Raw genomic sequence first — 22,637 nt, 5'->3', positions numbered from 1 at the left:
CGAGGGGAGATCCGTGACCACCGACAGCACCGGCGTCGACCTCGTCCTGGTCAACGCCGCCACCCGGCACGTCTCCACGGCGCCCGCGGCGGTGGAGATCGGCGCCGTCCGGCTCGGCGGCTGGCAGGTCCACCCGGTGGCGCCCACGCGGTTCCCCGGCCGCGCGGCGCACGTCGTGAAAATCAACTTCGACCTGTGGCTGGCCCCCGACGTGCCGGTGCCGCCGTGGCTGGAGGTCGGGTTCGACTTCGGCGCGGACGCCGTGGTCGTGGACGCCGTGCCGCGCGCTTCCTCGTCTCCCGGCCCGGGACGCACCTACGCCGTCGACCAGCACTTATCGCTGGTCGAGGCGAACACCGGCGTCCACCTGCCTGAGGTCTCCTCGACGGTGCAGGTCTTCGGCATCGGCGGTCGGGAGATCCGGTGGCGGCACCGGGATCCGCGGCCCGGCTCGCACGCCGCGTGGATCGTCCTGCTGACCCCGCAGGACGCCACCCACGTGCCGGTGACCGCGTCGGCCCGCTACGACCTCCCGCCGGAGGAGACGTTCGGGTACGCGCCCGCCACGCGCCCGCACACCTTCGACCTCGACCTGGCTCCTGGAATCCCTGTGGCGCAAGTCGAGGCGCCCGCGCTCGCCGCGCCGACGGTTTCGCCGCGCGTGTTCGTGTCGTACGCGCACGAGGACCACGAGCACATCTCGAAGGTGGTCGCGCTGGCGGAGTTCCTCGTGTCCCGCGGGCTGGACGTGCACATGGACCGCTGGGACCTAGAGGTCTCGCGAGACTGGTACCTGTGGGCGATCGGCCAGATCAAAGCCGCCGACTTCATCCTTGTAGTGGCCTCCCCGGCGTGTAAGGCAGCGGGCGAGGGTGAGGTCAGCGATGAGGTCAACCGCGGGTTGCAGTCGGAGATGGGGCTACTCCGGGAGGCCTTGCACGCCAGGCGCTCGGTGAACCGGACAAGGATCCTGCCGGTCGTGCTGCCCGGCCGCAGCATCGAGGAGATCCCCGTGTTCCTGCAGCCGCACACGGTGGACCATTTCATCATCTCCGACTTCACTGTCGCGGGTACTGAGGACCTATTGCGCATCTTGACTGCGCAGCCGCCTTACGTGCGCCCGCTTCCCCCTATAGGCGATGCCTGACCTCCACCACGACGTGTGTCGATGCCTCGGCTAAACCGCTACCGGTCAGTGGTTAGCGTGGTAGTGACGACGGACCTGGGCGTCGGTGAGCTGGCTGCCGAAGACGGCGACCTCGTCGATGGTGCCGACGAGGTAGTCGCTCAGCGGGCGGTTGGGGTAGCTGGGCAACCCGCCACCGCCCCAGCGCCAGTAGCCGGTGAAGTTCTGGGCGGTCGTGGTGGTCGCGTCCTGGGCGACCAGGTTGCCGTCGACGTAGAGCTTCATTCCCGCCGCGCCGAGGCTGGCGGCCACGTGGTGCCAGGCCCCGTCGTTGTAGGACGAGGTGGAGCTGATCGACTTGATCGTGGACGGGTTGACCGCGAACACGAGCTTGCCGGTGCTGTCGAGGTAGACGACGCGGTCGCGGCTCGTGCTGCTCGCGCTGACCGTGCTGTAGAAGCCGGTGATCAGGCCACCCCACGGACTCGCCGTCCTGAACCAAGCTTCCGTCGTGAACGTCGACGGGTTGCTGAAGCTCGTTAGGTTGGCGGCGTTGGCAGTGCCGTTGAACGCGACCGCGGTGCTAGAGGTCTGCCCCTGCTGAGTCCCCTGAAGCGCGCCCGGCTGCCCTGCCGTCATCGGGGACAGTGCACCGGCTACCGGCAAGGTGGGTGGCGGCGGCGAGCCCTCGCTGTAGAGGTCCTGCACTTGAGCGGTCGACAGAGCGGCCTGGATCGTCCGAACCTTGTCGAGGTAGCCGAAGAAGTAGTCCATCTGTGAGCTGCTGCGAAGTGCGCGTCCAACCTGGACAGTGCCAGTGGCGTTCCACGGGGTGCCACCGCGCGTGGTGCTGTTCTGCAACACACCGTTGACGTACAGGCGCAAGATCTCTGATCCAGCCTGATACACACCGACGATGTGGTACCAGCCGTTCTGCTGAGCGATGGCCTGGCTATAGACCGCGTCGTAGGTGGGGGAACTGGTGTCGGTGCGGGGGATGCGGAAGCACCACCGCGTCGAGGCAATGTCAGCACCCAGCAGGTAGCCGCTACCGACGCTGCCCTGCTGGGCGACGATGCTGCGGTCGCCGTTGGGCGTGGTCAGGTAGGCCCACCCGGACACGGTAAAGCTCTCGTCGGTGCGCAGTGATGCCGCCTGGCTGACCGTCCAGCTGCTAGAGCCGTCGAAGTAGCCTGACGTGCCCGAGACCGAGGTGTCGGACCACTGCACGTTGTTCAAGGCGCCGGAGTTGCCGTTGCCGGAAGAGTCGGACACGGTCACAGCGAGGTTGTCGTCGTATTGCCAGTCCAGGCTGGGCCGCGTGTAGATGTCATCGATCTCGGCGGCGGTCAGCACACGGTTGTAGAGCTGCACCTCGTCGACGCGGCCGGGCCAGTACTGCACGCCCGCGCCGCCGCTGAAGCCGCGGCCGATCGACAGCTGCCCGGTGCCGTTCCAGCCACCGCCGCGGCTGGTCGTGCCCTCCAGGGTGCCGTTGAGGTAGATCTTCATCTGCCCGTTGACCGCGTCCCACACCCCGACGACGTAGGTCCACGCGTTGGAGATGGCACTCGAACTGGAGGACACGCGGACCGTGGCCGCGCCGGTCGAGTCGGAGGCGGGCATGGTGAAGGCGTACTTCGTCGTGGCCGGGATGTAGGACAACGCGAAGGAGTTGACGTTCGTGCCGTCCTTGGCGAGCAGAGTCCGGTCGACCCCACCCGCGCTGCTGATGTAGACCCACGCCGCCGCAGTGAAGCTGGTGTCGGTGCGCACGGTGAAGGTGGAGGCGCTGACGTAGTCGTCGACGCCGTCGAGGGTGAGCGACCGTCCCGTGCGACCGGTGGTGTTCCAGGTGGCGCCGTTCTGGAGAGTGCCGTTGTAGCCGTAAGGGCCGCTGTCAGTGGCAGATGTGCCTGACTGCTCCAGGTTGTACTGGGCATTCGGGGCGGTGGCAGCGTCATAGATCCCGCTGATCTCGCTTGCGCCAAGAGCACGCTGGTAGACCCGGGCGTCGTCGAGCTGACCGGACCACGGGTAGAGCCAACTGCCGCCTCGGTAGATGCCGCCCGCGACCAGCGAGCCGGTCGCTTTCCACTCGTAGGCGTCGGCGCGGGTCGTGGAGGTCTCTAGGGAGCCGTTCACGTAGAGCCGGATGGCGTTGCCCGGGTCGTCGTAGACGCCGACAAGGTGGACCCAGGTGCTTGCGGCGGTGGACGTCGTCGACTGGGCGTAGTCCTCGGTACCGCTAGAGGCATCGCTTCGGGGCATGCCGAAACGCCACTTGCCGCCCTGCTGATACAGGTACCAGGCGCCGGTGTTGCTGCCTTGCTGGGTGAAGGCGACTGCGGTTCCGCTCGCAGAGGTCGTCTTCACCCACATCGAGGCAGTGAAGCTGGTGTCCGTCGCGACCGAACTGTTCGCGCTGACGACCCTGTCGTTGACGCCGTCCATCGTCACAGCAGCGCCCATGACCCCGGTCGACCACGTTGGCCCGTTAGTCAATGCACCGGTGTTGACCCCGCCGGAGGAGTCACCGGCATTGAGGCCACCGCCCTCGTCAAAGCGCCAGTGGGTGAAGGGACCATTGGTGGGCATGTTGAACTGCCCCGGCCTGTTGTTGGTCGAGGAGTCTGCCGCGGTGCTGGTAGCCGAAGAGGACGCCGCCTCCTCAGAGCGGTGATAAAGCTGCGGGCTATCACCGGTGACGGACGCGGAGTACGTGGGGAACGTCGCGGACGACCCCAGCGCGTTGCCCGAGGTAGTCGAAGAGGCAGTCCAACCAGCAAAGCCGCCGTTCGTCGAAACGAACAGCAGCATGCCCACAGCCGCGACGGTCACGACTCGGCGCCTGGTCCGGCCAGGGCCCGCCGCGTGTCGAGGTCCGCTCGGGGGTGGTCGCCGGGGTGGTTGCTGGCCGGGCCGCCACCACGCGAGCGCGGCGAGCCCGACCAGGACCAGCACGGCCCCGCCGAGGGAGATCCAGTCCCCCACCCGCGCCCAGTGCGCTGGCAGGCCGACCCACGGCACCCGCAGGCGCCCCTGGCCGTGCACCGCCTCGACGGTGACCGGGGTGCTGTCGGCGTCGGCGTTGGCGTCGCCCTTGGTGACCAGGGTGGCGTCGTCGTTGACCTTGATGACCCGGTGCATCAGGACCTTGCCCTGGTGCGCGGGGTCGTCGAACGCGACGACGGCGCCGGGCACGGGGTGGTCGGTGAGCAGGTCGCCGACCACGACCACGTCGCCGGTGCGGATCGCCGGGGCCATCGACCCGGACAGCACGACGTAGGAGTGCCAGGACAGGACCGCGGGCAGCACGCACCAGGCGACCAGCCAGAACAGGCTCGAGAGCACCGAGCCCGCGAGGAACCCGGGCACGGACCGCACCCAGCCCCACCGTCGACGCGCGCCCGGCCTCATCCCGCCACCGCCACCACCTCACCCACGACGGAGCCCGTCAGGGGTGCGGCACTTCCCGGCCGAGGCCGACGCTGGTGGTGTGGACCTCGACCGGGGTCGCCTCGGTGGCGCTCACCAGGACGAGGAGCGCGCTGGTGACCAGTCCCAGCACGATCAGCACGGCAGAGGTGAAGGAAAGTCGCCTCTTTGTCGTCCGCATCAGGTCACCCCGTCTCCATCCGGCTATACCAACACCCGACAAGTTCGGACGTGACCGGGGCAACACGAGGCGGGCGCCGGGTGCGAACCGAGTGCGGACCGGGTGCGCCGACGGCGTGTCGGCTCAGTCGGAGGACTCCTCCTCCTCGTCGTCGGAGTCGTCCGAGCCCGGCGGGCGCAGGGCCTTGATCTTGGACTGCAGGTCGTCGTCGACCGGCTTCTTGGTCTTGGCCTCTTGGACCTCACCAGCGAAGCCACCGGCCTCGCCCTCAATGAGGACGAACGCGTGCTTAAAGGCGACGGGGATGCCGGAGCGGAACTCGAAGAGGGTGCCTGGCTTGCTGGTGGCGTAGGTGGGTTGCGCGGGTGTGTGTCCCGCCAGGGTCAGGCTCTGGAAGATGTGCCAGACCACCGCGGTCCATACCTGGGTGTCCGTGACCGAGCCGGGACGAGCGCGCAAGGCAGTCTTCACGCGCTCACGGTCGCCTTCCGGCAAGAGACCGATCGCCAAGAGGGGTGCGGTCCTGGGCAAGGTGCCCCAGGCGTTCTTGACGGGGCTGTCATAGAGGTTGCCGGTGTTGCCCTTGAGCTCGCCGAGGTTGTGCACAGCCAAGGAGTACCTAGTGGTGAGCTCGGCGAGCTGGATGAGAACCGAGCGCAGGTAGTTGTAGGTGGCGAGGGCGCGGTCGCGGGCCACCCAGGTGCCGGTGATGAGGTCGAACTCCTCAGACCAGTCCCGGTACCAGTGGGCTTTCTGGACCAGCTGCGCGCCGGGGGCGGTGGTGCCCAGGTCGGCGAAGGGCAGGCCGTAGGTGGCGTGCCTACTGCTGCTGGTGACCCCGCTCGACCAGGAGTCCGTCTTGTAGAACACGTGCTCGGCATTGTGGACAACCAGGTCGAAGTCGTCGAGCTTGCCGCTGGTGAGCGACCGCGTGTCCGAACCGGACTTCACCAGCTCCGCGATCGCCGCGAGGACCGACCGGATCGCGGTGGTCCGCAACCCCCACCCGTCCTCGTCCCCCACCTCGGTCGGACTCGTCTTGATCTCCATCGTGTACCCCAGGTACCCCTCCGGCGCGTCCTCCCCACCCCCGATGTCGGTGGTGATCTGCACCAACAGGGCCCCGTCGCTGACGACCTCCGCGATCAGCGAACCCCCCAACCGCGCCTTGCCGAGGCGGACGCCGAGGAACTCCTGCTCGGTGCCGACCGAGGGGCCCGCGAACGAGGTCCGGTAGTCCAATGGGGACGGGCGCGAGCCGGTCGACAGCGATGAGGTCATGGGGTGCTCCACGGGTGAAAGGGGTACGGCACCTTCCCGATCGCACGGCGGGCTCCGGGCATGTCGGCCCCGAGTAGTTGATCACTCGAATGGACGCCGGAGCCCGCTGAACAATCGCCACTCAACGCGGCGACCGGCACCCCGCAATGGGCGGGGAACCAGGTGCGCGGCGGACCGGGCACCCGATCCGAACGACCTCCTCCGGGTCGTTGCCACTGACGAGCTCGGGCGAGGTCAACGGCCGAGGCTCTCGTCCAGGACGTTGCGGACGATCCGTTGCAGCGCCGGGTCGACGGCGAGGCTGCCGCCGAAGCTCAGGGAGCCCGCGCTGAACACGATGCCGCCCGCGGGGGTGTCCCGGAACGTCATGTCCGCGCCGTACCCCGGGTTGGTCCCGCGCGCCAGGACGACGGTGCCGCTCGGCGGGGTGCCGCGGTCGTCGGCTTGGGAGGCGGCGAACACCATGACGCCGTCGGGGGCGGTCCCGGGGATCGCGGTGTCCATCTCCCAGCCGCTCGCCGGTCCGTTGTGGCCGGTCAGGCCGATGCGGGCGCCCCGGGCGAGACCGGTTCCGCGCAGCGCCCGGTGCGCCGGTTCGAGCACCTCGTACGGGGCGAAGGTCATGTAGTTGTCGAACCGGTACCCCACGCCGAGGACCGCGCGTTCGGAGCGCGGCGGGTTCAGGTTGCGCAAGTAGGTCTGCTGTCGCGGATTGCTTGCGTTGCCACCGAGAACGGTCATGGTGGTGCCGGTGGCGTCGAGGGTCACGGCCTCGAAGACGCCGTTGCCGCCGAGGTACAGAACGCTGCCGCCGTCGGCGATGTAGGCGATGAGGCGGTCGAGCATGGTGGTGGTCCAGTACTCCGGGTGCGTGTTGAGCACCAGCGCCGGGTACTTGGCGAAATCGGGAATCCCGCGGTGGAAGTCGGCGTCGGAGTAGAAGTCCAGCGGGTAACCCGCGGACTCCAGCCACGCGGTCACCCACAGCTCGGCCCGCGTGAGGTGGTTCAGCTCGCCGTCGTCCACCGGGGAGGTCCACGGGTTGGGGCGCTCCGCGCTGAGCCGCGGCCCGGGCGGGGTCGTGTACTTGGAGCGACCGCCCCAGTCGTTGTAGGCGTTCCACGTGTTCGTGCTCGCCAGCACCGCCACCCGACCTGTGCGGGCCGTGCGCGGGCGGACCACGAAGACGAGGTGACTGTCCACACCGGAGGCACCTCGGCAGCGTGCGGAATAGATACCGGACGTCCAACTCGTTGGCACCGTGAGAGAGAACGACGACTGCCAACCGCACCCGTCGCCCCAAGCGTCCGCGCGCGGCGTCTGCACCTGGCCGCGCACGGCTTTCAGCTCGCCGACCACTTTGCCGTCACCCTGCCCGAGCCGCAGGTAGGTCACGTCGTAGTCGACGCGGCTGGAGACGTGGAACTGCACCCGGTCCCCCGGCGCGACCGACAGCGGCCTCGGGTAGCCCTGGGTGGTGAGCGCGGCCCCGGTGAGCAGCCAGCCCGCGCCGATCGAGCTCCCGATGCCGTTGTTGGCCCATTGCATGCTGCCATCACGGGCCAGGTCCCGGTAGAACAGCAGGAAGCCGTCGGGGGTGATCGCGTAGATCACCCCGTTGCCGCCACCCACGGCCAGGGCGAAGTTGGACCACCCCTGCCCGATGGTGTTGCCAAGACCGCCCCGGTCCACAGCGGGCGTGCCGTCGCGGAACTGGTCGCGGAAGAACAGCAGCGCGCCGGTGTTGGCGAGCCCGTAGACGACCCCGTCGCCGCCGTCGATCAGCCTGCGGACGGTGCCCCAGCCCGTCCGGATCCGCTGCCCGGTCAACGACCACGACACACCACCGGTCCGGTCGGCGTCCCGGTAGATCAGGACATCGCCCGCCTCGGTGAGCGCGTAGATGATCCCGCCGCCACCGCCCACGACGTCGCGGAACCCCTGCCACGCGGTCGCGACCTGCCGCCCGGCCCCCCCGTTGGCCCACTGCGCCGTGCCGTCGCGCGCGAGGTCGCGGTAGAACCAGAGGCCACCGTCCTCGGTGATGCCGTAGAGGACGCCGTCGCCACCGTTGATGATCTTCGTGAACCGACCCCAGCCGGTCCCGATCAGCTTGCCGACTCCCCCGTTGGCCCAACGGGGCGTGCCGGTTCGGTCCAGATCGCGGTAGAACAGCAGGTCACCCGTATCGGTGACCGCATACAGAACCCCGTCGCCGCCGGGAACAACGCAGGTGAACCCCATCGCAGCACTGTGACACCTGGCCATCAGCCGCCACAAGGCATACCCAGCGTGATCACTCCAACGGATCAGCGTCCGTTAGTGGGTCACCCGAATGACCTATCCCAAGACTCCTTCCGTCTGCACTCCCGGAGCAATCGCGCACCGGATATTCCAGACTTATGCGGCGAACACGCACATCCAGCGGACCTCGATGCTGCGCCGCAACGGGGTCTCGGCCGGGACCGGCGCGTCGATCGCCGAGTGCAGGCAGGTGGGGGTGCGCCCCGGTCTGGTCTCGAGCTGCTTGAACAGGACCAGTTCGTCGGTGTCGAGGTCGGGGAAGTAGTAGAAGCGGTGGGCCTGGGCGCGCAGGGGCACGGTTTCCAGGTTCCGCTCACCCGCGCCGTCGTAGCTGTAGAGGCGGAGGTCGTCGGGGGTGACGGTGCCCGCGTCGATGAAGGTGAGCGGGTTGCGGATCGCGGGCCGGTCTACGGGCTGCCACGTGTTGTACCAGGCGAAGTCCCAGCCCTGGTCGCGGTCGATGGCGAGGCCGAGCCGGTCGACGCGGTCCCAGGAGTAGCCCGCCGGGTCGATGAGCGGCTTGTCCCCGTGGAGGAATCCGGCGTAGCCCGCCTCGAAGTCCTCCGGGTCGCCCCAGCGGATGAAGTGATGGGTGGCGACGACGCGGTCGGCGCCGGTGTGCCGCTGGACCAGACCGGCCACTTCGGACAGGTAGCCGCGCTCGACGGCGAACCGGTCGCGGAAGTCGGTCGCCGTGGTGTGCGCGATCCGTTGGAACCCGGTGGTTTCCACGTCGCACTCGGCGTCACGGGCGTTGTGCACCTGGACCGGGTGCGCCTCGGTGTTGGCGGCCATCGTCGCCCAATCGGCGATGACCGGGATCTCGTCGGTGTGCCGCCAGGCAGGCGCGAGGTAGCGCACAGTCGCCGTTGTCATGCCGAACCCCCGATCGTCCCCTCCCTCTCTACGCGCCCCACCCCGCCGCGACAACCTCCCTTAGTCGGTCCAACCCCACCCGACCTGCCACGATGACCCCATGCAGCACGTCTCCGACGACCACCGCCGCGCCCGCCTGGCCCACCGCCACGCCCTCACCCCGACCTCGCGGGTGAGCACCCCGGAAGCCGTCACCACCGCGATGACGGTGCTGCACGCCACCGAACCCGCGACCGTCTACCTCTCCTGCTGGGCCCGCATGCCCGAGATGCACATCGCCGACGTGGACCGCGCCCTGCACACCGACCGCACCCTCATCAAACAACTAGCCATGCGCCGCACCCTTTTCGTGTTCCCCCGCGCTTTGCTCCCGGCGGCTTGGTCCAGCGCATCAGCCAGAGTTGCAGGCACCGAACGCGCCCGAATGGCCAAAGACGTAGTCGCCACCGGCCTCACCCCCGACGGCAACGCCTGGCTCGACCAAGCACGCGCCGAAGTCCTCGCCCACCTGGCCGACCTCCCCGATGGCCGCACAGCCCTGGAAATCCGCCGAGCAATCCCGCTGATCGACGTCAAAGTAGCGGGAAGCGAGACGTGGTCGGCCTCACGGGTGCTCACCCACCTGGGCGCGACCGCCGACATCGTTCGCGGCACCAACACCGGCCGCTGGAACACCTCCCGCCCAAAGTGGACACTGATGCGCCACTGGCTGGGCTCCATCCCTGACCCTCTTGACGCAGCCGAGGGATACCGCGAACTCGTCCGCAACTGGCTGCGAACCTTCGGCCCAGGAACAGAAGACGACATCGTCTGGTGGCTGGGTTCGACCAAAGCCGCTGTGCGCATGGCACTCTCGGCCCTCGACGCGGTCACGGTCTCACTGGACAGCGGCGAAGTGGGGTGGCTACTACCGGACGACCTCGAGGAGGTGGCCGACCCGGGGTTGTGGGTGGCCCTGCTCCCGGTACTGGACCCAACGGTCATGGGCTGGCGAGGCCGGGACTTCTACCTCGGAACCCACCGGTCACAACTGTTCGACACCCGGGGAAACGCCGGAACCACCGCCTGGGTAAACGGCCGAATAGTGGGCTGCTGGATACAGGACAGCGCAGGCGTGGTCGAGATTCGCTTGCTGGAAAAGATCTCACCACAAGCCCACCGCGCCCTAACCGACGAAGCCCACCGACTCACAACCTGGCTAGCCGGCCACCGCATAGAAACCGGCTACGTTTCACCCGCCGTACGCCAGGGCTGATCCCTGGGAGATGCATCATCCACTCCGAGGCGCCACTGACCACTGGACACCCAGAAGCTGGGGTGCCAGCCCAACTCCCGGCAGGACCGGCCTACTGATCAACCACGGAACACCCGACCCCAGCGGTGCCATCCCCACCCCCTTCAGGTCCGCCCCAACCCACCTACTTAGCCCCTGGACACTCGGACCCAGCGGTGCCAGCCCGCCCCCGCCAGGTCCGCCCCAACCCACCTACCTAACCCGTAGACAGTCGGAACGGCCGGTGCCAACCCAGCCCACTCTCGGCTGCCCTGCCAACCCAGCACCTGGACAGTCGGACTCGCTGGTGCCAACTGCTCGATGGGGTGGACCTGTTTTGTGTGGGGGGACGGCAGCCGTAGCGTCGGTAGCGGACAGGGCCATGCTTTTCGGCCCCTGCTTTGCGGTCCTGCCACGGGTGCCGTAGGGGCCCCGCACAAAACAGGTCCACCCCATCGAGCTTTCCGCATTGTCGCGGATCGGGCCCGATGTTGCCGCCAGGCAACGAGGCGTCCGATCCCGGGTCGCCGAGCTCGCCGCCAGGCGACGAGGCCGACCCCCGGAGCCGAAGGCGGAGGCCCGAATCCCTTGCCCCGCACCCCCAACCCCGGCCTACGCCAAGATCAACCTGATCGAAAGCCCCCAAATACACAGCCTACCGAGACGCACCGACACAGCGGCAGTAGCGAACGGCGCCCTGTGGACAACCAGAACCGTTGTGGACAACCACAACCAGGCCGCAAAGATCATCTGCCACGAGCGCCCCCGATATACAGCTTACCGAGGAACCCCAACAATCCGGAACCAGCAGCCGAAGCCTGTGCACAACCCAAGCCGTTGTGGACAACCAACCACCACAGCGGCACCCCGCACAAGATCATCCGCCACAAGCGCCCCCAATACACAGCCTACCGAGGAACCCCAACAAACCAGCAGCAGCAAGCACAGCCTGTGGACCACTCAAGGCGTTGTGGACAACCATCCACCCCCGCCACCAACAACCAAACGCAGCGCGCCCCTAAGGCCCCTTCGGCTCCACCACCGGCGCCGCACTCCCCCGCCGCTGCACCGGAAGCGATGCCCCCGTGCCCCGATCCACAACTCGCAACCGCAATCCCCGCGGCCGCAACGTAGCCGCGGGAGCTACACGAACGCCGCTCTCCGGCAAAGCCTCCACCCGCCACCGACCCACCACTGTCGCCAGCGCGATAGCGATTTCCGTCAACGCGTACTGGTTCCCCACGCACTTCCGGGGCCCCGCGCTGAACGGCAAGTACGGTGTCCGCGGCGTGGGTTCGACCAGCCAGCGGTCGGGGTCGAACTCCTCGGGGTGCGGGTACACGTCTGCGCGGTGGTGGATCAGCTGTGGGCTGACGATCACCGCTGTGTCGGCGGGGATGTGGTGGCCGCCCAGTTCGGTGTCCATCGTCGTGGTGCGGGTGAACATCCAGACCGGTGGCCACATCCGCAGCGACTCGGTGATCACCCGGCCGGTGGTGGTGTCGACGCCTGCGGCGGTCTTGGCGGACAGGATGTGCGCGGCCTCCGCGTGCACCTGCTCCTGCAGGTCGGGTCGGGTGGCCAGCAGGTGCAGGGTCCAGGACAGGCAACTCGCGGCGGTCTCGGAGCCCGCGATGAAGAAGGTGATCAGCTGGTCGGTCAGTTCCGCGTCGGTCGAGCCGCCCCTGGTCTGCGGGTCTTGGGCGGCGAGCAGCGCCGAGAGCAGGTCGCCGTGGTCGGCGCGGAGGGCTCGGCGGTCGACGACGATGCGGTAGAGGGTTTCGCGCAGTCGCAACGTTGAGCGGCGGTAGGCGCGGTTGCCGGGGGTGGGGATGTTGTCCAGCAACGGTGGGGTCATCATCCGGCGGTAGAGGCCGGTCATCAGCACAGTGGTGTCGTCGAGGGCTTGGGCGAACTCGGCTTCCGGCAGGGCGTCGGAGAACATCGTCACCGCGACGATGCGGGATGTCAGGTCCAGCATGCGGGGCAACACATCCAGCTCCGCACCGTCTTGCCAGGCCTGCATCGTCGCGGCCGCTTCCCTGGCCATCACGGCGGCGTACGCGGGCAGGCGGCTGGGGTGGAAGGCCGGTTGCACCAGCCGTCGCTGGCGGCGGTGGAGGTGGTGCGGGCAGGAGGACAGGCCGTCGCCCGCGAACTCGCGGACCCGGTCCCAGAACGGGCCGCCCTTGTCGAAGACGTGGTCGTCGCGCAGCACGGTCGCGGTCAACTCGGCGGTGCACACCACAACGGCGCGCAGCGGGCCGAGCCGGACCCGCACCAGGTCGCCGTGGGCGGGCAACGAGTCGAGGAAGGCCAACGGATCGCGCATCAGCCCGGGCGCGTGGCCCACCAGCGGGAACGCGCCGGGAGCGGACGGGATCGCGGTGAACGGGTTCGCCATGGGCTGCTTTCGGTCCGAGGGAGACCGCGCGGTCGGTCGAGTCGCGACCACGCTAGGCGCGACCAAGAGCAACTTCCAAGGCCGATCACCCGACCCGGTGAACCCGGGCCACCTCCCCCAAGGTGGCCCGGGTCCGCCGGTTCACCCCCGGCGCGCGCGGCGGGCCAACGGGACGAGGTTGAGCACCAACCCCGCGACCGCGACCGCCGTGACGAAGTTCAGGCCGGGGCGGAAACCGCTGAGGTCGACCGGCGTCGCGGAGCCCGCGAGCACCGCGGTCACCACGGCGAGGACCAGCGCGGAGCCGACCTGCCCCGAGGTCTGCAGCAGCCCGGCCGCCAAGCCCTGCTCGGCGTCGTCGATGCCGTCGGTGCCCTGGGCCATGATCGCGCTGAAGCCGAAGCCGAAACCGCCGCCGAGCAGCAGCATCGCGGGCAGGATCGCCAGCGGGTAGTCCGGCGTGCTGCCCGCGGTGACCAGGAACCACACGTACCCCAGGCTCAACGACACCATCGAGGCCAGGATCAGCCGCTCGGTGCCGTAGCGGTCGATGAGCTTGCCCACCAGCGGTGAGCCGACCACCACCACGATGCCCGCGGGCAACAGCGCGAGGGCCATCGTCATCGGCGACCAGCCGAGCACGTTCTGCAGGTAGATCGTCATGATGAACTGGAAGCTGATGTAGGAGCCCATCAGCGCGACCACGCTCAGGTTGGCCCGCACGACGGTGCCCACGCGCAGGATCCCCAGGCGGATCAACGGGTGCGCGATGCGGGTCTCGATCAGCACGAACGCGGTGAGCAGCGCGGCGACCACCACCGCCGACGCCAGCGTCAGCGGTGCCAGCCAACCGCGTTCGGGCGCGGTGACGACGGTGTAGACCGCCAGCAGCATGCCGCCGGTGAGGGTGACCGCGCCCCAGATGTCGTGGCCGCCCTCGGCGCGGGCGTTGTCGCGCGGGATCAGCTTGATGCCGACCAGCAGCGCGCCGATCGCGACCGGCACCGGGGTGAGGAACGTCCAGCGCCAGCCCGCGCTGGTGAGCAGGCCGCCGAGGATCAGCCCGGAGGAGTACCCGCTCGCGCCGAACACGGTGAAGATCGACAGGGCCCGGTTGCGGGCGGGGCCCTCGGCGAAGGTCGTGGTGAGGATGGACATGGCGGTCGGCGCGGTGAACGCGGCGGCCAGCCCCTTGGTGAAGCGGGTGAGCACGAGCAGCACGCCGTCGTCGACCAGGCCGCCGACCAGCGAGGCGACGGCGAACGCGCCGAGGGCGATGAGGAAGACCCGGCGGCGGCCGAGCAGGTCGGCGGTGCGCCCGCCGAGCAGCAGCAGGCCGCCGTAGCCGAGCACGTAGCCGTTGACCAGCCACTGCAGCGAGGACTCCGACATGCCCAGTTCGGCGCCGATCGAGGGCAGGGCCACGCCGACCATCGACACGTCCATGCCGTCGAGGAACAGCACGACGCAGAGCACGGCCAGCACCCCCCAGAGCCGGCCGGACCAGGCGGGGGCGCGCGACGGGGCGGGCGCCAGGGGCGTTTCGGTGAGAGACACGTCGGCGAAACTACATGCGCTCGCATCTAATGCGCCAACATAATATGCCACTACATAAGATGCTTTGACATTAAATGTGCGCGCATGATAGGGTGCCGCCATGCCCCGGCAGACGCCCCTCGTGGACCAGTGGCGGTCGTTGACGCTGCGCTACAACGAGATCGCTTGCAGGCTCGACCGCGAACTGGGCGAGGCGCACGGGATCAGCATGAACGAGTTCGAGACCCTCGACCGGCTCGTCGCGCACGAGTGCGAGAGCCTGCGCATGCTCGACCTCGCCGCCGCCATGTACCTGAGCCAGAGCGCCCTGTCCCGCACCGTCGCGCGCCTCGAGCGCGCGGGGCTGGTCGAGCGCGCGCTCTGCGAGGCCGATCGGCGCGGCGTGTTCGTGCACATCACCGCCGCGGGCCGCGCCCGGCACGGCGACGCCGCCCGCACCCACCTGGCGATCCTCGGCGAACACCTCGAAACAGCCGACTGACCCCCGGGGTAGCGCGTACGCCAAACTGGTGCCCATGAGCGAGTTCGGGGACGTGCGCACCCAGGCGGGCGACATCTCCGGCACCGCGGTCCAGGCCGCCTCCGTCCGCGACGTGTACTTCGCCGCCGCGCCACGCAGGCCCTCGTTGCCGCACCGGTCCCGCGCCGTGCCCGAGGTGGTGAACGGGTTCCAGCGGCGGTCGGTGCCGGACCTGGACGGGCTGACCGCGGGCGGGGTTGTGCTGTCCGGGCTGGGCGGGGTGGGCAAGACCCAGACGGCGGCGGACTACGTGGAGCGGGTCTGGCGCGCGGGCGAGGTGGAGCTCGTCGGGTGGGTGACGGCGGCCGAGCGGACCGCCGTCGTGGCGGGTCTGACCGAACTGGGCCAGGTCGTCACGGGTGAGCCGGTGCCGGACGAGACCCGGTTCCTGGATTGGTGCGCGAGCACGACCACGCGGTGGCTACTGGTGTTCGACGACGTGGACGACCCGGCGGAGCTGACCGGGTTGTGGCCGCACACCGGCACCTCCGGTCGACTGGTCGTGACCACCCGCCGCAACGAGCCCTGGCTGCAGACCGCGAGGCGTCGTTTGGTGCCACTGGACGAGTTCAGCGCGGCGGAGTCGGTGGCGTACCTGCGCGAGGTGCTGGGTGACGCCGAAGGCTTGGCGGACTTGAGTTCGCTGCTGGGCCACCTTCCGCTGGCACTGGGCCAAGCCTCGGCCTACATCAAGATGATCCCCGGCATGACCTGCGACGCGTACATCCGGAAATGGCGCGATGAACGCACAGCCCTGGCACGGATGTTCCCCGAAGACTGGGCTGACACAGTGGCCACCACGTGGTCGATCTCCATCGAAGCCGCCGACCGGCTCGCACCCGCGGGCTTGGCGCGCCCCATGCTGGAACTACTGTCCTTATTGGACCCCAACGGCATCCCGCTGCCAGTACTCACTTCCCCACCGATCTGCGACCACCTGTCCACCGACACCGCCGCCAGAGCCCTTGGCTGCCTGCAACGACTCAACCTGATCGCCACCGACGACTCGAACGTGGTGCGGGTGCACGCCTTGGTCCAACACGCCACCCGCGATCAACTACCCGATGACCGCCAAGCCCTACTCGCCGCCGTGGCCGCCGACGCGCTGCTGGAGAGCTGGCCCACGATCGAGCGCGACACCCGGTTCGCGGCGATGCTCCGCGCCAACACAGCGACGTTGGCGACACACGCGGGACCACACCTGTGGCGGTCCGACGGCCACCTGGTTCTCTTCCGGGCGGGCAGGAGTCTCGGTGAAGCGGGCCAACTCGACGCCGCCACCGCCTACCACGAGGTCCTCCGCGCCAGCGCCGCCCGCCACCTCGGCTCGCAACACCCCAGCACACTCGCCGCCCGCCACAACTCGGCCCGCTGGCAGGGAGCCGCGGGACACTCGGCCGAAGCGGCGCGAGCATTCGCCGACCTGCTCGTCGATTGCTTGCGGGTACTCGGACCCGACAACCCCGATACCCTCACCACTCGCGGCAACCTGGCCTACTGGCAAGGAATGGCGGGAGACGCCGCCAAGGCGGCGAACTCCTTCGCGGAACTGCTCGCCGATCACCTGCGGGTGCTCGGACCAGACCACAACCACACCCTCGCCACCCGCAGCAGCCTGGCCACGTGGCGGGGCGAGGCGGGAGACCCCGCCGGGGCGGCACAAGCGTTCGCCGAGGTGCTCGCCGACCGCCTCCGGGTGTTCGAGCCCGACCACCACAACACCCTCACCACCCGCGGCAACCTGGCGCGGTGGCAAGGAGAGGCAGGCGACGCGGCCACAGCGGTTCGCGCCTACAGCGAACTGCTCGTCGACTGCTTGCGCGTACTCGGCCCCGAGCACCCGGACACGCTCATGACCCGGGGCAGCCTGGCCCGCTGGCGCGGAGAGGCCGGGGATCCGCACGGGGCGGTCCAGGCGTCCACCGAGCTCTTGGCCGATCTCTTGCGGGTGCTGGGCCCCGATCACCCCTACACCCTCACCACCCGGAGCAACCTGGCCCACTTCCGGGGAAAGGCCGGGGACCCGGCCGCGGCGGTGGCCGCGCACGAGGAACTGCTCGCTGATCGCGTGCGGGTACAAGGCTCCGACCACCCCGCCACCCGTTCGACCCGCCTCAACCTGGCTCGTTGGCGGGAACTCGCCGAGACCGGCGATCTGGGCTGAGAGACGACGCTGCTCGGACCCGCGGGTGGCGGATCCGAGCAGCGTCAACGGGAAACTCAGCCGGTGAAGCCCGCCGTGATGGCGGTGAACTCCCAGTTCGGCCGGTCGCGGTTGACCGCCCAGAAGGAGAAGCGGCCGATGTGGTTGGCGTTGGACCAGTCGCGGATGCGAGTCCAGATCTGCGGGGTGGTGTTCTCCCCCGCGTCGCTGGCGTTGTTCATGCCGGAGATGCCCACGTGCGCGAACGCCTCGGCGTCGGTCCAGCCGAAGGTGGACTTGAGCTTGTTCTTCAGGCCGGTGGTCGAGTTCACCGTCGCGGCGTACATGTCCGCGGCGCCGCCGAAGTTGAACGGCATGATGGTGAAGTTGTCGATGTTGGCGTTGAGCGCCTTGGCCTGCTCGATGAGCCGGTTGCCCCAGGAGTTGGGGCCGGTGTTGAGGGTGGGGAAGGTGAGGATCGTGCGCAGGCCGGGGTTGTTGGCCTTGACGATCTTCAGCGCGGTCAGGATGCGGTCCTGCACGGCCGCGCTCTCGAACTCGTCGGTGTTCTCGATGTCGACGTCGATCGCCTTGAGGCCGTAGGCGTCGATCACCTTCTGGTACGCGCCCGCCAGCAGTTCCGCGGTGGCGCAGTTCGGGCCGAGCTTGTTGCCGCTCCAGCCGCCGATCGACGGGACGATGTCGCCGCCCGCCGCGCGGATCGCCTTGACGTTGTTCTCGTCGACGCCGCCCTTGAGCGGGCGCTGGCTGTCCCAGGTCGGGTTGCAGCCGTTCTGGGCGAGGATGAACGCCATGGTGAACCACTTGACGCCGGTGGCGCGCATGACGTCGGCCGCCGCGGGCGGGTTGCCCCAGCCCAGGTAGAGGTACGGCGCGGCCTGGATGAAGCGCGGGCCCGGGCCGGGGCCGTCGTCCTTGCCGGTCGTGGCGGTCACCGGGACCGACGCGGGCGAGGTGTTGCCCGCGGCGTCCTTGGCCCGCACCGTGAAGGTGTAGGCGGTGCTGGCGGTGAGCCCGCCGACGGTGGCGCTGGTGCCGGTCGCGGGGGTGACCTGGCCGTCGCGCACGACCTCGTAGCCGGTGACGCCCACGTTGTCGGTCGAGGCGTCCCAGCTCAGCGACACGCTGGTCGCGGTGACGCCGGTGGCGCGGGGGTTGCCAGGCGCGGTCGGCGCCTGGGTGTCGTTGCCGCCGCCACCGGGGCCGTCGAGGCTGATGTCGTCGGCGTTGTAGGTGCCCTGGCCGTACCACCCGTGCAGGTAGACCTCGGCACTGGTCTGGCTCGCCCCGGTGGTGAAGGTGAGGGTGAGCAGGCTGTAACCGGTGGCGGAGCTGGTCCAGCGGGCGGTGCCGCCGGTGACCCCGAGGTGCACGTAGTTGCCGCGCACCCAACCGGTCAGGGTGTAGGCGGTGCTCGGCTTGACGGTGACGGTCTGCGCGCAGCGGGCGTTGTCGCTGGCGCTGGCGGCGCCCGCGAGCGCCTTGGTCCCGCCGTGCACGGGGCTGGCGACCACGGAACCGGTGCTGCCCGAGCAGGTCCAGCCGGACAGCGACCCGGTCTCGAAACCGGGGTTGGACAACAGGTTGGCGGCGTTGGCGGTCATCGGCGAGAGCACTAGGCCCGCGCCGGTGAGCACGGCCGCGCTCAGGCCTGCGAGCAGGCGGTGTCGGGTACGCACGGGACCTCCCGGGTGAGGTGGGACTGCGGCCCAGCACCCAAATTGGTCTGGACCATAGCTCGGATTGAAGTGCCTCCCGGCGGGCGAAGTCAATACCGCGCGGTCAAGACTCCCCGTCATCGAGCAACACATCGCCACTTTTTCCCAGTTCTGGCCCCGGCGGGCGGTCACACGACGGGTCCGCGGCGGGCCAAACCCAGGTACACCCGACCGGGGCGCACATCCACCCGAGCGTGTAGCGGGTTACCTGGATATTAACTGCTAGCGTCCGAAATGCCCCAACCGCTGAATGGGAGAATGTGAGTCGGACATGACGAAAAGCGGTAAACGTTTCCTGGCGACCTGCGCGGCCACCCTCGTGGCGATGGGGTTGAGCACCGCCACTGCGACCGCCACACCCGTTGCCACACAAGGACTCCTCGACAGTTGCGCCGCCGTGCGCGCGGTGGTCCCGGTGGCCCCGGACGGCAACTACGTCCTGTCGACGGACCGGTACCTGGTCGGTGTTTATTGCCACGACATGGCCGGAAATCCACGCGAGTACCTGAATCTCTCTTTTACCGGACCGTCGCTGAACTATTCTCAGTACACCGCGGGCGGGGCATCACCGGGCACGAATGTCCGGACCGCGTTCACCAAGCTGCGGGTGGACCCCAAGACGCTCACGGTCGACATCAACGACACCACCTTCGCCACCTCCTCGGGCACCCTCACCCACGGCGGTGACCGGGTGACCTCGGTGGCCTACGCCGTGGCGATGGCGTGCAACGGCTCGGCGGGCGTCGGCCAGGCCAACCTCGACCTGCGCGGCACGGCCTTCACCGTCGCGAGCACCTTCGCCCCCGGCGGGTTCACCCCGTTCGGCACCGCCACGCCCAGCTCCGACGGCCAGGTCGTGGCCCTCACCGGCGGCGGGTACTGCGGGTGGAACGCCCCGTCGGCCGGGGTCTACAACCCGTACAACCCGCAGGGGCCCAAGTTCATCCTGGGCCTGAGCTGCGCCAAGGACGGCCTGTTCCGGCCGCAGATCTGCCTCGACCTGCGCTGAGGCGCTGAAGCGACGACGTGGGGCCCGGTCACCTGGTGACCGGGCCCCACCGCTGTACCCGGCCCCCTGCTGTACCCGGCCCCGCTGGTGAACCCGGCCGCAGCGCTGTACCCGGCCTCACACTGCGACCCGCTCAACCGGCCTGACCTGGGGCCGAATCATCCCCGTACCGACCAGACGCGCTGCACCCGAAACACACTCGACCGGCGACCCGTTCCGCTCCCCCTGCGGCTGAATCTTGTGTCATCAAGCCAGAGCCGAAGGGGAAGCAAATGCGCCGCAACGGGATCACCGCTCTCATCGCCACCGTCGTCGCCGCCAGCGCGGTGGTCGTGGCGGAGCTGCCGATCTCGTCCTCGGCCACCACCGGCGAGCAGGTGTTCGTGGTCAGCGAGGCGTTCACCTTCGACGAGCCCACCGGCGAGGCGAACACCTCCGCCACCGCCGCCGCTGCCGCCGAGACCTCCTGCACCGACTCCACCTACGCGCTGAAGTCCTGGAAGGTCGGCACGCTGACCTGGCTCTACAACGGCGCGGGCGTCCCGGCCAACATCGCCTCGACCGCCCTGGCCACCATCACCACCTCGACGAACACCGTCGCCAAGGGCACCAACCGCTGCGGCCAGGCGAACCTCACCACCTCGACCTACACCTACGGCGGCACCACCACCGTCCAGCCGCAGGTCAGCTCGACCGGCACCTGCACCGGCAACGACGGCAAGTCCGTCACCGGCTGGGGCGCCCTGCCGAGCAAGGTCCTCGCCTACACCTGCACCTACTACAACGCCCGCGGCGTGGTCGTGGCCTCCGACACCCTGATCGACAACGTCGCCTACACCTGGTTCACCACCAAGCCCGCGACCTGCTCCGGCCAGTACGACCTGGAGACCACCCTGACCCACGAGCGCCTGCACACCGCGGGCCTGGGCCACGTCGACCAGGCGAAGAACGCCGCGCAGACCATGACCCCGGCCAGCTCCCCCTGCGACACCTCCCGCCGCCTGCTCGGCGCCGGTGACTACGCGGGTCTCAAGGCCCTGGCCACCAAGTAAGTCCCCCTCCCCCTGCGTTTGGCCCCCGCGTCCTCGGACCCGGGGGCCAAACGCGTAACTCACCAGTTACACTTCCCGCCGTGAACGAGGTGGCGGGCGCGATCGCGGACCCGGTGCGGCGGGAGATCCTGCTGCTCCTGCGCGACGGCAGGCTGTCAGCCGGGTCGATCGCCGGGCGGTTCGCGATCAGCCGCCCCGCGGTGAGCAGGCACCTGCGGGTGCTGCGGACCGCGGGCCTGGTGCACAGCGAGGTGGTGGGCAGGCAGCGGCTCTACGAGCTGCGGACCGAGCCGCTCGGCGACCTGGCCCGCTGGTTGCGCGGCTTCGACCGGGATTCGGCCTGGTCGGCGCGCATGGCGGCACTGGACACCGAGGTGCGCAGGGCCAGGCGGGACCGCCAGGCCAGGAGGACGGAGGACACGGCGTGAGTGGCGAATTGTTCCGAACCGCAACGGGCGGCGACCTGGTACTCGGACGGACGTTCCGGGGTACCCCCGAGGACGTGTGGGCGAGCGTCACCGAGCCGGAGCGCACCGCGCGCTGGTTCGGCCGGTGGGAGGGCACAGGTGCCCCGGGCTCGACCATCCGCGTGCAGATGGCGTTCGAAGAGGGCGAGCCTTGGTTCGACGCCCGGATCGAGGTCTGCGAGCCCCACCGACGCCTAGGGCTGTCCACGTCCGACGAGGCCGGAAACTGGCACCTGGAACTCCTGCTATCCGAAGTCGCAGACGGAACCCTGCTGCGCCTGGTCCACCACCTCACCACCCTCAACACCCTCGGCGAAGTAGGCCCCGGCTGGGACTACTACCTAGACCTCCTGGTAGCCGCCCGCACAAACAACCCCCCAGTCAACTGGGACGACTACTACCCCCGCCTAAAGCCCTACTACGACGGCCTCACCCCAATCGACTGAACCAACACCCAGTCGAGTCTTTCGCCAACTCTCGACACCGCCACCTCCACCGACCCCTACCCAGCCCCCGGACACGAGGACCCAGCTGGCGCCGTCCCAACTGCCGCCAGGTCCGCTCCAACCCTGGCCACCTGAACATTCGGCCCTGCGGTGCCAACCCGCCCCCATCAGGTCCGCCCCAACCACCTGCTCAGCCCCTGGACACTCGGAAGCAGCGGTGCCATCCCAGCTGCCGTCAGGTCCGCCCCAACCCTCCAACCCAGCCCGTGGACACTCGGACCCCGACGGCGCCAGCCCGGCTGCCGTCAGGTCGGCCTCAGCCAACCTGCTCAGCCCCTGGACACTCGGACCGTGCGGTGCCAACCTGCCCCCCGTCAGGTCCGCCCCAGCCCACCTACTCAGCGCCTGGACACTCGGAACGGCCGGTGCCATCCCAGCCCGCTCTCGGCTGCCCTGCCAACCCAGCCCGGCGGCCGTCGGAGTCGCTGGTGCCAGGTGCTCGATGGGGTGGACCTGTTTTGTGTGGGGGGACGGCACCCGTAGCGTTGTTCGCGCGGCAGGGCCATGCTTTTCGGCCCCTGCTGTGCGGTTCTGCGTCGGGTGTCGTAGGGGCCCCGCGCAAAACAGGTCCACCCCATCGAGCAAAGCTCGAAAATCGCGGATCGGGCCCGATGTTGCCGCCAGGCAACGAGGCGTCCGACCCCGGGTCGCCGAGCTCGCCGCCAGGCGACGAGGCCGACCCCATCCCTTCCCCCGCACCCCCAGCAACGGCTCACGCCAAGATCAACCTGACCGAAAGCCCCCAAATACACAGCCTACCG

At 69.3% G+C, this 22,637-nt stretch carries 16 protein-coding genes; 8 read left to right on the top strand and 8 right to left on the bottom strand.

The features are described 5' to 3' along the window. Positions 1–13: 13 nt before the first annotated feature. On the top strand, positions 14–1,147 hold the full coding sequence (locus tag LV75_RS35465; RefSeq protein ID WP_253886925.1) for a toll/interleukin-1 receptor domain-containing protein: 1,134 nt from the start codon (positions 14–16) through the stop codon (positions 1,145–1,147). Positions 1,148–1,192: 45 nt separating this feature from the next. On the opposite strand, the gene LV75_RS12000 is transcribed toward LV75_RS35465, so the two are convergent. From LV75_RS12000 to LV75_RS11980, 5 genes are all read right to left on the bottom strand, one after another. Then, positions 1,193–4,504 carry a signal peptidase I gene (locus LV75_RS12000; protein WP_253886924.1) on the bottom strand — a complete coding sequence of 1,104 codons (3,312 nt, stop codon included), beginning with the start codon at positions 4,502–4,504 and terminating at the stop codon, positions 1,193–1,195. Between the two features lie 79 nt (positions 4,505–4,583). Continuing rightward, a complete protein-coding gene (locus LV75_RS11995) occupies positions 4,584–4,745 on the bottom strand; it encodes a hypothetical protein (protein WP_253886923.1) in 162 nt (53 codons plus the stop codon). A 123-nt stretch (positions 4,746–4,868) separates the two neighbouring features. Further along, positions 4,869–6,026 (bottom strand): actin cross-linking domain-containing toxin, encoded by a 1,158-nt coding sequence (locus tag LV75_RS11990; RefSeq protein ID WP_253886922.1) that lies wholly within the window; start codon positions 6,024–6,026, stop codon positions 4,869–4,871. Positions 6,027–6,260: 234 nt separating this feature from the next. Continuing rightward, positions 6,261–8,270, bottom strand: a complete 2,010-nt coding sequence (locus tag LV75_RS11985) for a N,N-dimethylformamidase beta subunit family domain-containing protein (protein WP_253886921.1) — start codon at positions 8,268–8,270, stop codon at positions 6,261–6,263. A gap of 156 nt (positions 8,271–8,426) precedes the next feature. After that, the gene (locus LV75_RS11980) at positions 8,427–9,206 is read right to left on the bottom strand and encodes a CmcJ/NvfI family oxidoreductase (RefSeq protein ID WP_253886920.1); all 780 of its coding nucleotides are present in this window, start codon (positions 9,204–9,206) and stop codon (positions 8,427–8,429) included. A 100-nt stretch (positions 9,207–9,306) separates the two neighbouring features. Here LV75_RS11980 and LV75_RS11975 point away from each other — a divergent pair, with 100 nt between their 5' ends. Continuing rightward, on the top strand, positions 9,307–10,461 hold the full coding sequence (locus LV75_RS11975) for a winged helix DNA-binding domain-containing protein (RefSeq protein ID WP_253886919.1): 1,155 nt from the start codon (positions 9,307–9,309) through the stop codon (positions 10,459–10,461). A gap of 1,036 nt (positions 10,462–11,497) precedes the next feature. On the opposite strand, the gene LV75_RS11970 is transcribed toward LV75_RS11975, so the two are convergent. After that, entirely contained in the window at positions 11,498–12,883 is a 1,386-nt protein-coding gene (locus LV75_RS11970) for a cytochrome P450 (RefSeq protein WP_253886918.1), read from the bottom strand. Between the two features lie 141 nt (positions 12,884–13,024). Then, entirely contained in the window at positions 13,025–14,368 is a 1,344-nt protein-coding gene (locus tag LV75_RS11965; protein ID WP_372504170.1) for an MFS transporter, read from the bottom strand. 172 nt (positions 14,369–14,540) lie between these two features. On the opposite strand from LV75_RS11965, the gene LV75_RS11960 reads away from it, so the two are divergent. Continuing rightward, on the top strand, positions 14,541–14,921 hold the full coding sequence (locus LV75_RS11960) for a MarR family winged helix-turn-helix transcriptional regulator (protein ID WP_253886916.1): 381 nt from the start codon (positions 14,541–14,543) through the stop codon (positions 14,919–14,921). A gap of 34 nt (positions 14,922–14,955) precedes the next feature. Continuing rightward, complete coding sequence (locus LV75_RS11955) at positions 14,956–17,124, top strand: tetratricopeptide repeat protein (protein WP_253886915.1); 2,169 nt, start codon at positions 14,956–14,958, stop codon at positions 17,122–17,124. A 56-nt stretch (positions 17,125–17,180) separates the two neighbouring features. Here LV75_RS11955 and LV75_RS11950 read toward each other — a convergent pair whose 3' ends face one another. Then, on the bottom strand, positions 17,181–18,728 hold the full coding sequence (locus tag LV75_RS11950; protein WP_253887283.1) for a fibronectin type III domain-containing protein: 1,548 nt from the start codon (positions 18,726–18,728) through the stop codon (positions 17,181–17,183). Between the two features lie 385 nt (positions 18,729–19,113). Between LV75_RS11950 and LV75_RS11945 the strand changes: the two genes are divergently transcribed. From LV75_RS11945 to LV75_RS11930, 4 genes are all read left to right on the top strand, one after another. Then, on the top strand, positions 19,114–19,851 hold the full coding sequence (locus tag LV75_RS11945; RefSeq protein WP_253886914.1) for a GON domain-containing protein: 738 nt from the start codon (positions 19,114–19,116) through the stop codon (positions 19,849–19,851). 272 nt (positions 19,852–20,123) lie between these two features. After that, a complete protein-coding gene (locus LV75_RS11940) occupies positions 20,124–20,903 on the top strand; it encodes a peptidase M10A (protein ID WP_253886913.1) in 780 nt (259 codons plus the stop codon). Positions 20,904–20,983: 80 nt separating this feature from the next. Beyond that, the gene (locus LV75_RS11935; RefSeq protein WP_253886912.1) at positions 20,984–21,331 is read left to right on the top strand and encodes a metalloregulator ArsR/SmtB family transcription factor; all 348 of its coding nucleotides are present in this window, start codon (positions 20,984–20,986) and stop codon (positions 21,329–21,331) included. Continuing rightward, positions 21,328–21,816, top strand: a complete 489-nt coding sequence (locus LV75_RS11930; RefSeq protein ID WP_253886911.1) for an SRPBCC family protein — start codon at positions 21,328–21,330, stop codon at positions 21,814–21,816. Before LV75_RS11935 ends, LV75_RS11930 begins: the two co-directional genes overlap by 4 nt. The last annotated feature ends 821 nt before the right edge of the window (positions 21,817–22,637 follow it).

Origin of the sequence: Actinokineospora diospyrosa, from assembly GCF_024171925.1 — a bacterium.
In the GTDB taxonomy this organism is placed as follows: domain Bacteria; phylum Actinomycetota; class Actinomycetes; order Mycobacteriales; family Pseudonocardiaceae; genus Actinokineospora; species Actinokineospora diospyrosa.
This window is presented reverse-complemented; position numbering and strand designations above follow the sequence as displayed.